Annotated in this window: 17 protein-coding genes; 10 read left to right on the top strand and 7 right to left on the bottom strand. The window is 65.5% G+C overall.

The features are described from left to right. Positions 1-2: 2 nt before the first annotated feature. The 3 genes from JOF48_RS16430 to JOF48_RS16420 form a co-directional block, all read right to left on the bottom strand. A complete protein-coding gene (locus JOF48_RS16430) occupies positions 3-527 on the bottom strand; it encodes an RDD family protein (protein ID WP_209682398.1) in 525 nt (174 codons plus the stop codon). Then, positions 524-1,399 (bottom strand): SDR family oxidoreductase, encoded by an 876-nt coding sequence (locus tag JOF48_RS16425; RefSeq protein WP_209682396.1) that lies wholly within the window; start codon positions 1,397-1,399, stop codon positions 524-526. Before JOF48_RS16425 ends, JOF48_RS16430 begins: the two co-directional genes overlap by 4 nt. A gap of 280 nt (positions 1,400-1,679) precedes the next feature. After that, a complete protein-coding gene (locus JOF48_RS16420) occupies positions 1,680-2,126 on the bottom strand; it encodes a hypothetical protein (RefSeq protein WP_209682394.1) in 447 nt (148 codons plus the stop codon). Positions 2,127-2,199: 73 nt separating this feature from the next. On the opposite strand from JOF48_RS16420, the gene JOF48_RS16415 reads away from it, so the two are divergent. Both JOF48_RS16415 and JOF48_RS16410 read left to right on the top strand, forming a co-directional pair. Beyond that, positions 2,200-2,751 carry a YbaK/EbsC family protein gene (locus JOF48_RS16415; protein WP_209682391.1) on the top strand — a complete coding sequence of 184 codons (552 nt, stop codon included), beginning with the start codon at positions 2,200-2,202 and terminating at the stop codon, positions 2,749-2,751. Beyond that, positions 2,748-3,245: an AAA family ATPase gene (locus JOF48_RS16410; protein WP_209682388.1), complete on the top strand. Its 498-nt coding sequence runs from the start codon at positions 2,748-2,750 to the stop codon at positions 3,243-3,245. The genes JOF48_RS16415 and JOF48_RS16410 overlap by 4 nt, the downstream gene beginning before the upstream one ends. A gap of 54 nt (positions 3,246-3,299) precedes the next feature. Here the strand turns inward: JOF48_RS16410 and JOF48_RS16405 are convergent, their stop codons facing one another. Together JOF48_RS16405 and JOF48_RS16400 are read right to left on the bottom strand one after the other, a co-directional pair. Next, positions 3,300-3,773 (bottom strand): VOC family protein, encoded by a 474-nt coding sequence (locus tag JOF48_RS16405; protein WP_209682386.1) that lies wholly within the window; start codon positions 3,771-3,773, stop codon positions 3,300-3,302. A 183-nt stretch (positions 3,774-3,956) separates the two neighbouring features. Then, positions 3,957-4,187, bottom strand: a complete 231-nt coding sequence (locus tag JOF48_RS16400) for a hypothetical protein (protein ID WP_209682383.1) — start codon at positions 4,185-4,187, stop codon at positions 3,957-3,959. Positions 4,188-4,363: 176 nt separating this feature from the next. On the opposite strand from JOF48_RS16400, the gene JOF48_RS16395 reads away from it, so the two are divergent. The 3 genes from JOF48_RS16395 to JOF48_RS16385 all read left to right on the top strand — a co-directional run bounded on the left by JOF48_RS16395 (position 4,364) and on the right by JOF48_RS16385 (position 5,876). Beyond that, positions 4,364-4,756, top strand: a complete 393-nt coding sequence (locus JOF48_RS16395) for a DUF3054 domain-containing protein (RefSeq protein ID WP_342591280.1) — start codon at positions 4,364-4,366, stop codon at positions 4,754-4,756. A 95-nt stretch (positions 4,757-4,851) separates the two neighbouring features. Further along, a complete protein-coding gene (locus JOF48_RS16390) occupies positions 4,852-5,133 on the top strand; it encodes an Lrp/AsnC family transcriptional regulator (protein ID WP_203314389.1) in 282 nt (93 codons plus the stop codon). Between the two features lie 8 nt (positions 5,134-5,141). Further along, complete coding sequence (locus JOF48_RS16385; RefSeq protein ID WP_209682378.1) at positions 5,142-5,876, top strand: copper homeostasis protein CutC; 735 nt, start codon at positions 5,142-5,144, stop codon at positions 5,874-5,876. 158 nt (positions 5,877-6,034) lie between these two features. On the opposite strand, the gene trpD is transcribed toward JOF48_RS16385, so the two are convergent. Continuing rightward, positions 6,035-7,108, bottom strand: coding sequence for an anthranilate phosphoribosyltransferase (trpD, locus tag JOF48_RS16380; protein ID WP_342591279.1), 1,074 nt, complete (start codon positions 7,106-7,108; stop codon positions 6,035-6,037). Between the two features lie 186 nt (positions 7,109-7,294). On the opposite strand from trpD, the gene ctaE reads away from it, so the two are divergent. From ctaE to qcrB, 4 genes are all read left to right on the top strand, one after another. Then, a complete protein-coding gene (gene ctaE / locus JOF48_RS16375) occupies positions 7,295-7,933 on the top strand; it encodes an aa3-type cytochrome oxidase subunit III (protein ID WP_209682375.1) in 639 nt (212 codons plus the stop codon). Positions 7,934-8,025: 92 nt separating this feature from the next. Next, a complete protein-coding gene (qcrC, locus tag JOF48_RS16370) occupies positions 8,026-8,814 on the top strand; it encodes a cytochrome bc1 complex diheme cytochrome c subunit (protein ID WP_209682372.1) in 789 nt (262 codons plus the stop codon). Positions 8,815-8,915: 101 nt separating this feature from the next. Further along, entirely contained in the window at positions 8,916-9,944 is a 1,029-nt protein-coding gene (qcrA, locus tag JOF48_RS16365) for a cytochrome bc1 complex Rieske iron-sulfur subunit (RefSeq protein WP_209682370.1), read from the top strand. Positions 9,945-9,946: 2 nt separating this feature from the next. After that, the gene (qcrB, locus tag JOF48_RS16360; RefSeq protein WP_209682367.1) at positions 9,947-11,617 is read left to right on the top strand and encodes a cytochrome bc1 complex cytochrome b subunit; all 1,671 of its coding nucleotides are present in this window, start codon (positions 9,947-9,949) and stop codon (positions 11,615-11,617) included. Between the two features lie 184 nt (positions 11,618-11,801). On the opposite strand, the gene JOF48_RS16355 is transcribed toward qcrB, so the two are convergent. Beyond that, positions 11,802-12,572 (bottom strand): GntR family transcriptional regulator, encoded by a 771-nt coding sequence (locus tag JOF48_RS16355; RefSeq protein ID WP_209684685.1) that lies wholly within the window; start codon positions 12,570-12,572, stop codon positions 11,802-11,804. A gap of 100 nt (positions 12,573-12,672) precedes the next feature. On the opposite strand from JOF48_RS16355, the gene JOF48_RS16350 reads away from it, so the two are divergent. After that, positions 12,673-12,960 carry an HPr family phosphocarrier protein gene (locus tag JOF48_RS16350; RefSeq protein WP_209682365.1) on the top strand — a complete coding sequence of 96 codons (288 nt, stop codon included), beginning with the start codon at positions 12,673-12,675 and terminating at the stop codon, positions 12,958-12,960. The last annotated feature ends 72 nt before the right edge of the window (positions 12,961-13,032 follow it).

Genomic DNA, 13,032 nt, shown 5'->3' with positions numbered 1-13,032 from the left:
GGTCACGCCCGGGTTGGTGTCGGCGGCGCGGTGGCGGCAGCAACCCGAGTGCCGCTGAGCCTGTCGTGGATGGTTCGCCCGCCCGGAGTGAACAGGGACGCAAGCCACACCAGTGGCACAAGGTTGGCAAACACGGCCAGTGCCGCGACCCAGGCCGGCACCGTTTCATTCGCCAATGTGGCGAGCACGGCGAAGGTGGCCGCGTGCCCCAGCAGCCACGGCGCACCGATTTTCACGGTGTTGCGCAACAGGGCCCGGCGGAAGGCGGGCGGAGCGCCGTCGTGCTCCACCCGCAGGCCCAGAACCCTTTTGCCCGGCGTCGCCGCCCGGGCGCGGGATTCAAACCAGGCCGCGCCTGCAACCACGGGTGCCACCATGGTCAGCCCCACCAGGTTTTCCGCCAGGAGCCCGTCCAGGCGCACCTCCCCCAGCAGGTAGAGGGGCACACCCACGGCTGCGACGGCGCCCGCCCATCCGAGCATGCAGCACCAGTCGACAAGGAGCGCGGCAAGGCGCCGCCACCTCATGACGGACGCGGCCCTGCAAAGAAGCTTTCCAGGTGGTCACTTCCGTGCGCCGGGGCCACCATGTCCCTGGCCATGACCGCGAGGAAGAACTGCACGGGGCCGTAGACGCGTTCAGGGGTTGTCCGGGCCAGGGCCCTGCCCAGTCCGGCCGCGGCCCATGTGGGGATGCGGATCATGCGGGGCTTTCTGCCTGCCGCGTCAAAGGCGAGGCGCACAATCTCATTGTGGCTCAGCACGTCCGGCCCGCCGACTTCAAGTTCACGCGCGCCGGACTCGACGCCCTCGACGCAGGCAACCGCCAGGTCCTCTCCCGACATCGGGTTCATGCTGCGGGTTCCGTCCCCGATGACGAACACCCAGCCTTTGCGGGCCATGTCCAGGAAGGCCACCATGTCCGAGAAGTAGGCCGTGGGCCTGATGATGGTCGATGGGATCGGCGACGCGCGCAACTCATCCACAAACTGTTCCTTGGCCGCCGCAAGCCGCACCCGGCCGCGCATTTCCGGACCGTGCAGCACCGAGACATAGGCGAAGCGCCGCACACCGGCACGTTCGGCCTCCCGCAGCAGGGCGGCGTTGCCTCCGTAGTCAACCTGCCGGTAGCCCACCCCGTCATACTGGCGCGTGATGCCAAGGCTGGAATACAGCGTGCCCACGCCGTCGCAGATGCCGGCCAGGGAATCAGGCTCGGTTACCCGGGCCACGACCGCATCGTCCGCTTCCGCAAGCGCCGCTGCCTGTTCGGGCCGCCGCACGAGGACCCGCACCCAGTAGCCGCGTTCCTTCAGCCGGGTGACAATCCGGCTGCCAAGGTAGCCTGTCGCGCCGGCGACCAGCACCCGGCTGCTTCTGCCGATTTTTTGTCCGTCCACGGGCGGTTCCTTCCTTCGGGCCGGGAACGCAACACGAGATACGCGCACCCGGGGCTGCAGCACCGGGCCATTGGGAACGGGAACTTTCGACGCCGGCTGGAAGCAGGAAGCGCACTTGTTTCGCCGGCCCGGGCCTGGCTGGTGCTGGTGCTGGGTTGCATTGTGGTGGGACATCTGGCACGTCCCATGCTCCTAGTTTGGAAATATACGCCCACCCGGGCCGCTTGTGCAGGGCCGCTGCGCAGCGGCAGTCCCGCAGCGGCCCTGATGCCAGCCCCGCCTATCCTGCGGTGAATTCCCGGATGTAGACGTTCTCGTGCACCTTGGTCCAGCCGTCGGACTCCATGAGTTCCGCCGTTGTGCCGTCGGCTGTCAATGCCGCCGACACCTCCAAGGGCCCCGACCCCACGTCGACAAGTGTGCCGGCGGTTGCGAGGGTGCCGCAGCCGGCAGTCCACCCGCCGGGACCCTCAACGGAGACGACAGCCAAACATACCGTCCTGCGGTCGGCACCCTGGGCCGCATAAAATTTCAGGCCGTTCTCGGTGGCGAGCAGGCGCACGCTTGCGGCCTCAAAGCCGGGCGAAAATTCCACGTCTGCAGGCAGCTCATCCTGCGCAGTGGCCGCACGGTCCAGCGCGGCCAGCCCCGGGCTGCCGCCACAGGCACTGAGCAGCAGCACCCCGGCGGCAAGAAAAACGGCAAGTCGTGTCCGGCGATGGTTCATGGCTTCCCCCAAAACGTCAATGTTGCGGCACCTTTGGGCCATCGTGCCACACATCAGCTGGCAGGATGGCAGCATGACCCATGTTGACCCTGCAGCGTTGCCCATGCCGGAAGTGCGCGCCGCCCTGGCCCACCACGGCATAGTCCACGAGGTGCTCCCCTGCCCCGACGAACTCTCCGACACTGCCGCCTTCTGCGCGCACCACAACGTCCCGCTGAGCCAGGCGGCGAACACCATCGTCGTCACCTCCCGCAAAACGGAGCCCGCAGTCCAGGCTGTGTGCGTTGTTCTCGGCTCCACCCGGCTGGATGTCAACAGGAAGGTCCGTGAACTTCTCGGTGCAAAACGGGCGTCCTTTGCCGACGCAGAATTGACCACCCGGCTCACGGGCATGCAGATCGGCGGCGTCACCCCGTTCGGCCTCCCCAGCACTGAAGCCGGAACACTCCCGGTCTATGTGGACAGCGCCGTCCTGGAACAGGACCACATAGTCATGGGCGGCGGCAACCGCACCAGCAAGCTCCGGCTGGTGCCGGGCGAACTGCGCAAGCTGCCCGCCGTCGTGCTGATTGAAGGGCTGGCCACCCCCGCACCGGCACCGGCAGCATCCCGGCCGCTGCCATGATGTTCGGCACCACACCGCTGAACCACGTGGGCGTGAACGGCTCCGGCAAATCAACCCTCGTCGAGGTGTTCGCCATGGCGTACGGCGTGAACCCGGAGGGCGGCTCCACCGGCGCCTTGCACCACAGCCGCACCACCGAATCCGGGCTCCACAGCGGACTGGGCGTGCGCCGCGTGTCGCACGGGGAATCGTTCCTGGCATTGATCACGGACCAGTTCCGCGGCGGCGGGCTCTGGATCCTCGACGAGCCCGAGTCCGCGCTGTCCTTCTCCGGCTGCCTCTCGCTGCTGAGCGTGCTCACGGACTTGATGGACGACGGCGATTCGCAAGTGATCCTTTCGACCCACTCGCCGCTGCTGGCCTCCCTGCCCGGTGCCGACATTTGCGAGGTCGGCCCGTGGGGTTTGCGGCACAACGACTGGGAGAACCTGGAGTTGGTGCAAAGCTGGCGCTCGTTCCTTGACGCCCCGGAACGGTTCCACAAATACCTCTGAGCCGGACGGGGCGGCGGGCGCGAGGGGAAGGTCCGGCATCCAACGTGGCCTCCCTCAGGCGCCGTCGTAGGCTGCCTGCAGCTCGGCGATCACCAGCTTCTTCATGCCCAGCATGGCCTGCATGGCGCGCTGGGCGCCCTCTGTGTTGGGTCCGCTGAGCACTTTCGGCATCATCGAGGGGACCAGCTGCCAGGACACGCCGAACTTGTCCTTGAGCCAGCCGCACTGGCTCTCCTGTCCGCCGTCGGACGTCAGGGCGTCCCACTTTTCATCCAGCTCCTCCTGGCTGTCAAAATACAGCTCAAAGGAGATTGCCTCGCTGAACGTGAATTCGGGCCCGCCGTTCAGCCCCGTGAATGAACGCCCGTCGAGCTCGAACGCGACGGTCAGCACCGATCCCGGCTCACCCGGCCCGCCCTCGCCCCAGCGCGCAATGTCCCCGATGCGTGAATTGGGGAAAAGCCCCACATAAAAGTTTGCTGCTTCCTCTGCCTGCCCGTTGAACCACAGGCACGTACCTATGCTCATGTGAACCGCTCCTTAGGTTTTTGCCCGCCGGGGACTCCCGCGGGCCTGACAAAAAGCCTAGGTCGGGCAGCCCGCGCGCAACAGGGCCTACCGGACGGTAATTTCATGGGCGGCGCAGCTGGCCTCCCTGGCGGGCCCGGGTGTCCCCCCACCCGCCTGCGGGAACGGGCAAGTCCCGGCGCGTCAGCGGCGGCGCCGGGGCCGTGCCTTCACGGCGTCGGGAGCGGAGAGGTGAAGCACAAACCAGGCAGTAAAGGAGAGCGCCCCGGCGCAAACTGCCAACACCGGCGGCAGGGCGAGCAAGGCGCCGCCGGCCATCGCGGCCGTGCCGTAGAAGAACAGGGCCGCGCCGCCCAGGCCAAAAACCCAGCCCGCCATCCGGCGCGCAAGGCGGCGGAACACTGAATGCGGCATGGACCGGGACCTCCTGGCGTGATGGGGCGGATGCAGCCGTTTGATGATGCGGCCGGCGGCGGGGGCGGATGGTGCGGCACCGGTGCGCGGGCCGGCCCCCGGGCCCCGGACGGACGGCACGCTGTTCAGCAAACCGGCGCCGGAACGATTGCCAGTTTACGACTAAACTCCACAGTGTGACACAGTCAAAGACCTCCCCCGGAACCATCCTCTACGCTGCCGCCGCCGACATCGTGCTCGTGCTTTTGTTCGCACTCTCCGGCCGCAGCTCCCACAGCGAAAGCATGACGGCCGCCGGCGTGCTGGAAACGGCCTGGCCGTTCCTGGCCGCCCTCACTGCAGGATGGCTCATCGTGCGCGCCTGGCAGAACCCGCTGCGCATCTGGCCGCAGGCCGTGTGCCTGTGGCTCATCACCGTGGCCGGCGGAATGCTGCTGCGCATCGTGTCGGGCAGCACCGCGGAACTGCCGTTTGTCATCGTCGCCACCCTCGTCCTGGCCCTGTTCCTGCTGGGACACCGCCTCCTGGCAAGCCTTGTTACGCGGCGCACTCAACAAGGCCGCGATTAGTCTCAATTGCGTTACGATCGACTTGGACAAAACGGTGCCCCGCGCCTTGTTTGGCCCACTTTCCACTGAACTTCCAGACGACAAGGACCACACCTTTGATCACCGCCTTTGTCTTGATCAAGACTGACGCCACGCGGATCCCCGAGTCCGCCCAGGAAATCTCCGAGCTCGAGGGCATCAGCGAGGTCTACTCCGTGACGGGCGAGTGGGACCTGATCGCCATCGCCCGAGTCCAGAAGCACGAAGACCTGGCCGACGTCATCGCCGACAAGCTTTCCAAGGTGAAGTCCGTGGTCTCCACCACCACGCAGATTTCTTTCCGCGCCTACTCCCAGCATGACCTGGACGCGGCGTTCTCCCTCGGTTTCGACCACTGAGCCCCCGGATGCACCTTGAAATTGCCGTCCAGGACGTCCCCGGCGCCCACCTTGCCGGCGCCCATGGTGCCGACCGCATTGAACTCTGCTGCGGACTGCAGCTCGGCGGCCTGACGCCGTCGCAGGGCCTGCTCAACAGTGTCCGCGCTGCCGAACCGGCCCTGCCCGTCCACGCGCTCATCCGCCCGCGGCCCGGCGACTATGTCTACGACGCCGCAGCCCTGGCCCTCATGGTCGCGGAAATCAAGGCCATGGCCGACGGCGGTGCCGCCGGAGTGGTCATCGGCGCCCTGACATCCGGGGACACCATTGACTACGCCGCCGTGGAGACCATGGTGGCCGCCGCCGGAACCATGCATGTCACCTTCCACCGCGCCGTGGACCACCTGTCCCTTGACGACGCCGTCGCCGCCGTTCCCCACCTGGCCGACCTTGGGGTGTCGCGCATATTGAGTTCCGGAGGTGCCGCACGCGCCGGACAGGGGCTGGCCCAATTGACAGCCATGCACCAGGCGGCGGGCGGCAGGCTGGCCGTCATGGCCGGCGGCGGCGTGGAAATTTCCGACTTCGCACCGTTCCATGCGGCAGGGCTGCGCGATGTGCACCTGTCCGCCAAGCGGGTCGTCAACCAAGTCCCTCCGGCGCCGCTCACGGAATCCGCACTGGCGGAGGACCACAGTTACTTCGCGACCGACGAGTCGGTGGTGGAACTCGCCGCCGGCACGGTGGCGGCATTGGCCTAGGCAGGCTCCGGCGGGCACCCCGGCATGACAATGGCCCCCACCATCCGGTGGGGGCCATTGTCATGCCAACTACGGGGAGCCGCCTGCGCGAACAGCCGTTGTCGCGGCCGCAGCCGCAGGCACGGTGCCGCCGTTCGAAGCCGGCCGTTCGCGCCTGCTCAGCTGTCCGCCTGCGCAGAGGCGGACAGCGCAACCCAGCTTTTGAGCGCATTGGCCGCGGCGCCGCCGTCGACCGCAGCTTCTGCCCGCGCCATGGCGAACCTCAATCGCTCCAGCAGTGGTCCGGAGCTGGAACGGTCATGGGCGACGAGGCCGGCGGCCGCGTTGAGCAGGACGGCGTCGCGGACTGGCCCGCGCTCCCCGTCAAGGACCCGGCGGACGACGCCGGCATTGAAATCGGCGTTCTCCCCGCGCAGCGACTCGATCGTGGCGCGCGGAATGCCCAGGTCCAGTGGGTCAAAACTGCTTTCGGTGACCTGGTTGTCCCGGACCTCCCAGATGGTGGAGGTGCCCGTCGTCGTCAGTTCATCCAGACCGTCGCTGCCGCGGAAGACGAGCGCGCGGATGCTGCGGGCGGCGAGTACCCCGGCCATGAGCGGGGCCATGCGGGCGTCGGCGACACCGATGGCAGAGGCCACCACCCGGGCGGGGTTCGTCAGGGGGCCAAGAAAGTTGAAGGCTGTGGGCACTCCGATTTCGCGGCGGGCGACGGCCGCGTAACGCATGGAGGGGTGGAAGAGGTTTGCAAAGCAGAAGGTGATGCCAACTTCGGTTGCGGCACGGGCCACGGCCTCCACGGGCAGGTCCAGGCGCACGCCCAGCTTTTCGAGCACGTCCGCGGAACCGGCAGCCGAGGACGAGGCCCTGTTGCCGTGCTTGACGACGACGGCACCGGCACCGGCACACACCAGCGCGGCCATGGTGGAAATGTTGACCGTGTTGAGGCGGTCGCCTCCGGTGCCCACGATGTCGAGGGCATCCCCGGAGATGCTCAGGGGGCGGGCGTTGGAGAGCATCGCCTCCACGAGGCCCGTCACCTCGGCCACCGTTTCGCCCTTGGCACGCAGTGCCACGAGGAAGCCGGCGATCTGCACGTCGGTGGCATTTCCGCCCATGATCTGGTTCATCGCCCACTGGGTTGAGGCCTGGTCCAGGTCCTCCCGGGCGATGAGCGCCGCGATCAGGTTTGGCCATGTGGGGGTGACGGCGAAGGCGTTTTGCAGAGGATTCACTCTCCAGATGTTAGACGAAATCGACCCCATCCCCCGCTTTGTGACCATTGACACGGTCAGTGTGTTGTGCATACGGAACTGGGTTTAAGCTGTGAATACACCGGAATTTCGCAGGTTTGTAGAAAAAGATCCGCGAAACGGGGTTTCGCATTGGGTTCTGCGGCGTTTTATAGACATAATGTCTATGTGACAACTGCGACCCATGCCCCCAGTACCCCGGCGCATCCGACGCTGAACCGACCCAACATGGTTTCTGTAGGAACCGTTGTTTGGTTGTCCAGTGAGCTGATGTTCTTTGCCGGCCTTTTTGCCATGTACTTCACGCTGCGTTCCACCACCGGTGGGATGTGGGCGGAAGAAACGGCCAAGCTGAACTTCCCGTTCGCCCTGGTGAACACCCTGATCCTGGTTTCCAGCTCCTTCAGCTGCCAGATGGGTGTCTTCACTGCGGAGAACCTTCGGCCTCGCCGCACCGGACGCCTCTTCCAGTTCTCCAAGTGGGGAATGACGGAGTGGTTCCTGTTGACCTTCGTTCTCGGTGCAGTGTTCGTTGCCGGTCAGACGACCGAATACGCCATGCTGACGTCCGAGTACGTGACCCTTAATTCCAACCCATATGGCTCCGCCTTCTACATCACCACAGGTTTCCACGGCCTGCACGTGATCGGCGGACTCATTGCATTCCTCCTCATCATTGGACGCGCGTACGCAGCCAAGAAGTTTGGACACTTCGAAGCCACCAGCGCGATCGTGACTTCTTACTACTGGCACTTCGTGGACGTCGTGTGGATCGGCCTCTTCCTGGTCATCTACGTCCTGAAGTAAGCTGGCTCCCGGCTTTCTTCGACCCAAGGTAAGAACAAGCATTTGCGGCCCCCACACAGGGGCTGCTGAATATAGATCAAAGGAACCACCAAGTGAAGGCACTCTCGCAGAAGCGACGACATCCGCTGGCTGCACTGGCACTGCTGGTGCTGGGGCTCATGCTGACCGGTGGGCTGTACGCCGTTGTCACAACAGTGAATGAGGCCAAGGCCGATACCACCACCTTTACCGCGCAGCAGGTCGAAGAGGGCGAGAAGCTCTTTGTCGCCAACTGCGCCACCTGCCATGGCCTTGGCGCCAGCGGCACGGACGCAGGACCGTCCCTGGCCGGCGTCGGCGCTGCCGCAGTCGACTTCCAGGTCGGCACGGGCCGCATGCCCATGCAGATGCAGGGCCCCCAGGCCAAGCAGAAGCCGAAGCAGTTCACCACCGAGCAGACCCGCGAAATGGCAGCCTATGTTGCCACTTTGGGTGACGGCCCGGCACTCCCCGAAGAGCAGTACCTTGACGGCGGCGGCGACGCTGCTGTCGGCGGCGAGCTCTTCCGTGTCAACTGCGCCATGTGCCACAACGCTGCCGCTGCCGGCGGCGCGCTGACCCGCGGCAAGTTCGCACCGCCGCTGGCCGGCGTGTCCGAAAGCCACATCTACAGCGCCATGGTCACGGGACCTCAGAACATGCCCGTCTTCAGCGACGCGAACATCAGCCCCGACGGCAAGCGCGACATCATCACCTTCTTGAAGACCATTGAGAACCAGGGCTCACCTGGCGGAGCCAAGCTTGGCTCACTGGGTCCGGTATCCGAGGGCTTGTTCCTCTGGACGGCCGTCCTGGGTGTCATCATCGGCTTCACCATCTGGCTGACCTCACGCACTTCATAGGCTGCAAGAAGCCACAAGCATTTGGCTGCCGGACGGCAGCCGCAAGAAACATACATGACAACCCCGGGAACGTACCGGGATAAGAGAAGGATGAGGGGATTATGGGCAACCATAGTGACGGCACGCCGACAGGCGCGGACGCCGTAGCTAAGGCTGGTCACCAAGAGGTGGATGTGTTCCAAGACCCGGGACTACCTCCGCATCGTTTGCGACTGGCCGACACAGACCCCAAGGCAGCAAAGCGCGCCGAGCGCCAGGTGGCATGGCTGTTTATCATTTCCATCATTGGCACCCTGGTGTTCTTTGTTGGATACTTCGGCGTGCGCCTCGATGACACCATCGGGACCCTGCGCATCCAGAACACCCTCCTGGGTGCCGGCGTGGCGTTTGCCATGCTCGGCATTGGCACGGGCATTGTGCACTGGGCACGCGCCCTCATGCCGGACCACGAAGTGGCCGAAGAACGCCACCCGCTGCGCACCGAGGAAGACCGCCAGGCGGCGGTCCAGATCATCGACGACATCGTCGAGGAGACCGGCATCAAGCGCCGCCCGCTGATCCGCAACACCCTCATCGGTGCTGTGGCCCTGGCGCCGCTGCCGGCCATCGCGATCTTCCGCGACTTGGGCCCACTGCCGGGCGATGTACTCCGGCACACGCTCTGGAAGGAAGGCGAACGTCTCGCCCGCGATCCCGACGGAACACCCATCAAGGCATCCGATGTCACCATCGGCAGCGCGTTCCACGTGATTCCCGAATCACTGAACGACCTCCACGAAGGCAAGATCGCTGCGAAGGCCAAGGCCGTCGTCCTGCTGATGCGCCTGAACCCGGAAGACCTGCACCCGTCGGAGGGCCGCGAGGACTGGGGCTACAACGGCATCGTTGCCTACTCCAAGATCTGCACCCACGTCGGTTGCCCGGTTGCACTCTACGAGCAGCAGACGCACCACCTGCTGTGCCCCTGCCACCAGTCGACCTTCGACCTGACGCAGGAATGCAAGGTCATCTTTGGCCCGGCCGTTCGCCCGCTGCCCCAGCTGCCCATCACGGTTGACTCCGATGGCTACCTGGTTGCACAGAGCGACTTCCATGAACCTGTTGGACCGAGCTACTGGGAGCGTGGCTAATTATGTCTACTGCGACGCAAACACCGTTTGAGCCCAAGACGACCACCGGACGCATCACCAACTTTGTTGATGAGCGTGTTGGCGGATCGGGCATCCTTCGTGAATTTGGCCGGAAGGTCTTCCCCGACCACTGGTCATTCATGTTCGGCGAAGTGGCCCTGTACTCCTTCGTCATCCTGCTGCTCTCCGGCACCTTCCTGACGTTCTTCTTCGATCCGTCCATGGCGGAGACCCACTACAACGGCCCGTACGTCCCGCTCAAGGGCGTGGAAATGTCAGTGGCCTACAACTCCACCCTGCAGATCTCCTTTGAGGTCCGCGGCGGCCTGTTCATGCGCCAGGTGCACCACTGGTCGGCACTGCTCTTTGTGGCTGCCGTCTCCGTGCACATGCTCCGCGTCTTCTTCACCGGGGCGTTCCGCAAGCCCCGCGAACTGAACTGGGTTGTGGGCGGCGTCCTGCTCATCCTCTCGATGGCTGCAGGCTTCACCGGCTACTCGCTCCCCGATGACCTGCTCTCCGGCAACGGCCTGCGCATCATCGACGGCGTGGTCAAGTCCATCCCGGTCATTGGCACGTACATCTCGTTCTTCCTGTTCGGCGGGGAGTTCCCCGGCACCGTCATCGTCAGCCGCCTCTACATGATGCACATCATGCTGGTGCCCGCGCTGATCCTGCTCATGGTTGCCATCCACCTGTTCATGGTGGTCATCCACAAGCACACGCAGTACCCCGGCCCGGGCCGCAACGACCGCAACGTCGTCGGCTACCCGCTTGGCCCGGTCTACGCAGCCAAGGCTGGCGGCTTCTTCTTCATCGTGTTCGGCATCATCGCCTTCATCTCGGCGTTCTTCCAGATCAACCCGGTCTGGAACTACGGCCCGTACGACCCCTCCCCCGTTTCCGCAGGCACCCAGCCTGACTGGTACATCGGTTGGGTTGACGGCGCCCTGCGCCTCATGCCGGGCTGGGTGTTCAACATCCCGATGGAATGGAACATCCCGTTCCCGTGGGGCACCAACACGTTGTCCTTCAACGTGCTGGGCCCGGCACTGATCCCGGCAGGCATTGTCTTCACCCTGCTGTTCATGTACCCGTGGATCGAACGCTGGGTGACCCGCGACGACCGCGAGCACCACGTGCTTGACCGCCCCCGCAACGCACCGACCCGCACCGCCATTGGTGTTGCAGGCTTCATCTTCTACTGCGTCATGTGGGCAGCAGCCAGCTCCGACCTGGTCGCCACGCACTTTGAGGTCTCCCTCAACGACGTGACGTACTGGTTGCGTGCACTGTTCTTCATCGGCCCGATCCTTGGCTTCATCGTCACCAAGCGTGTCGCCCTGGCGCTGCAGCGCAAGGACCGCGAGATCGCCCTGCACGGCCGGGAGACCGGACGCATCGTGCGCCTGCCGCACGGTGAGTTCCAGGAGATCCACGCCCAGCTCGACGACTACAAGCGCTACAAGCTGGTTGGCTACGAGTCCCCCGTTCCCGAAGAGGGCATCCCGAATGAAAACGGGATCGTCACGCGGAAGGAGAAGCTGCGCGGCAAGCTCAGCGGATTCTTCTTCGAGGACCGTGTTGCCCCGGCAACGCCTTCGGAGCTGGAGGCAGGCCACCACCACGAGGCCATCGAAGCCGGCGACGACGACAAGGCGATCACGCACTAGTCGTGTGAGAGCCCGTTGAAAACAAAAGCCAGGAGGCGTCTCCCCCACGGGGAGGCGCCTCCTGGCTTTTTGCGTTGCTTGGCGCCCACACGCGGACCGGGCGGCGCATGCCGGGGCGGGCGGCGCCGTCGGGCATCACTGGGAGGGGCACAGCAGGCGCGTCAAGGGCCGCACAGGCCGCGCGCTAGTACATGCGCCGGGCCCGGACGCCGGGACGCTGCAGGGGCACCCGCAGCTTGTAGCGGTCGGCCCGGTAGAAGGACACCGAATAGTCCACGGTGGAACGGGAAACAAAGGCGTGCCGCTCGGTCCGGAGCACGGGGGCGCCAATGTCCACCTGGAGCAGGCGCGCGATGGACGGCGTGGCCGCATTGGCCTCGATGGTGTCCTCGCCCCACTCGATGATCAGCCCGTACCGCTCCCCCAGCACGTTGTACAGGGAGGGCGGCGGACCGGCCTCAAGGATGCCCGGCACACGCCAGGCGGGGATGAAGTTCTCGTCGACGCTCATGGGCTGTTCGTCTGCCAAAAGCAGGCGCCTGAGGCGGATGACCCCCTGCCCCTCCTCGAGCTGGAGCTCCTTTGCCAGGCGCGCCGTGGCCGGGATCTGCTCGAAGGCCAGGGTCCGTGCGGAAGGGCGCATGCCGCGACGGGCCATTTCCTCGGAGTAGGAGGTGAGCTTGAGGGTGACGTCGAGCTTGGCGCGGGCCACGAACGTGCCGACCCCCACCACCCGTTCCAGCAGTTCTTCCTCGACCAGGGCTTCGATCGCCTGTCGCAGGGTCATGCGGGCCACGTTGAAGTGGGCGGCCATGTCCCGCTCGGAAGGAAGCTGGCGGCCGGCCTTGCTGTGGTTCAGGACGTAGTTGCGCAGCACCTCGCGCAACTGGATGTGCACGGAAATGGCCGAGTCCCGGTCCAGCTCCCCCGGTATTTCTCGTGCCGGCGGCACCATGTACCCCATGGTTCTCCTTACGTTGACACCCTCCAGCCTAAAACACGACTACTCTCAATACAGAAACAATCGTTCGCCCCACCTGTTCAAGGAGCCACCCATGTACACCCGCAAAGCCGCCGTTGCGGCCAGCGTTGGCCTGCACGCCCGTCCAGCCGCCGTTTTTGTGCGAGCCGTCAACCGGACCGGACTGCCTGTCACGCTTGCCAAGGAAGGCATGGCGGCTGTGGACGGCAGGTCGCTCCTGGAGGTCATGAGCGCGGACTTCGAGCACGGCGCAGAGGTGGAGATTGCCGTGGGGCCGTGTGACGCCTCCCCCGCCGACATCCAGGCTGCCGTGGACCTGCTCGCCGAGCTCCTGCAGACCGACCTGACGGATGCGTCCTAGACACACCGCCGGCGACTGCCACAGACACAATTTCGCAGAAACGCTCCCCTGCCGGGGGGCGTTTCTGCGGCT

Origin of the sequence: Arthrobacter stackebrandtii, assembly GCF_017876675.1 — a bacterium.
GTDB lineage: Bacteria > Actinomycetota > Actinomycetes > Actinomycetales > Micrococcaceae > Specibacter > Specibacter stackebrandtii.
Note: the sequence above shows the minus strand (reverse complement) of the source record. Positions and strands in the feature narration are given on the sequence as shown.

Bases quoted from the DNA above. Each gene is read 5' to 3' on its own strand.
- JOF48_RS16410 (WP_209682388.1), top strand. From the start codon at position 2,748: ATGATGTTCGGCACCACACCGCTGAACCACGTGGGCGTGAACGGCTCC.
- JOF48_RS16385 (WP_209682378.1), top strand. From the start codon at position 5,142: ATGCACCTTGAAATTGCCGTCCAGGACGTCCCCGGCGCCCACCTTGCC.
- JOF48_RS16405 (WP_209682386.1), bottom strand. From the start codon at position 3,773: ATGAGCATAGGTACGTGCCTGTGGTTCAACGGGCAGGCAGAGGAAGCA.
- JOF48_RS16415 (WP_209682391.1), top strand. From the start codon at position 2,200: ATGACCCATGTTGACCCTGCAGCGTTGCCCATGCCGGAAGTGCGCGCC.
- JOF48_RS16420 (WP_209682394.1), bottom strand. From the start codon at position 2,126: ATGAACCATCGCCGGACACGACTTGCCGTTTTTCTTGCCGCCGGGGTG.
- qcrB (WP_209682367.1), top strand. From the start codon at position 9,947: ATGTCTACTGCGACGCAAACACCGTTTGAGCCCAAGACGACCACCGGA.
- qcrA (WP_209682370.1), top strand. From the start codon at position 8,916: ATGGGCAACCATAGTGACGGCACGCCGACAGGCGCGGACGCCGTAGCT.
- JOF48_RS16355 (WP_209684685.1), bottom strand. From the start codon at position 12,572: ATGGTGCCGCCGGCACGAGAAATACCGGGGGAGCTGGACCGGGACTCG.
- JOF48_RS16400 (WP_209682383.1), bottom strand. From the start codon at position 4,187: ATGCCGCATTCAGTGTTCCGCCGCCTTGCGCGCCGGATGGCGGGCTGG.
- JOF48_RS16430 (WP_209682398.1), bottom strand. From the start codon at position 527: ATGAGGTGGCGGCGCCTTGCCGCGCTCCTTGTCGACTGGTGCTGCATG.
- JOF48_RS16350 (WP_209682365.1), top strand. From the start codon at position 12,673: ATGTACACCCGCAAAGCCGCCGTTGCGGCCAGCGTTGGCCTGCACGCC.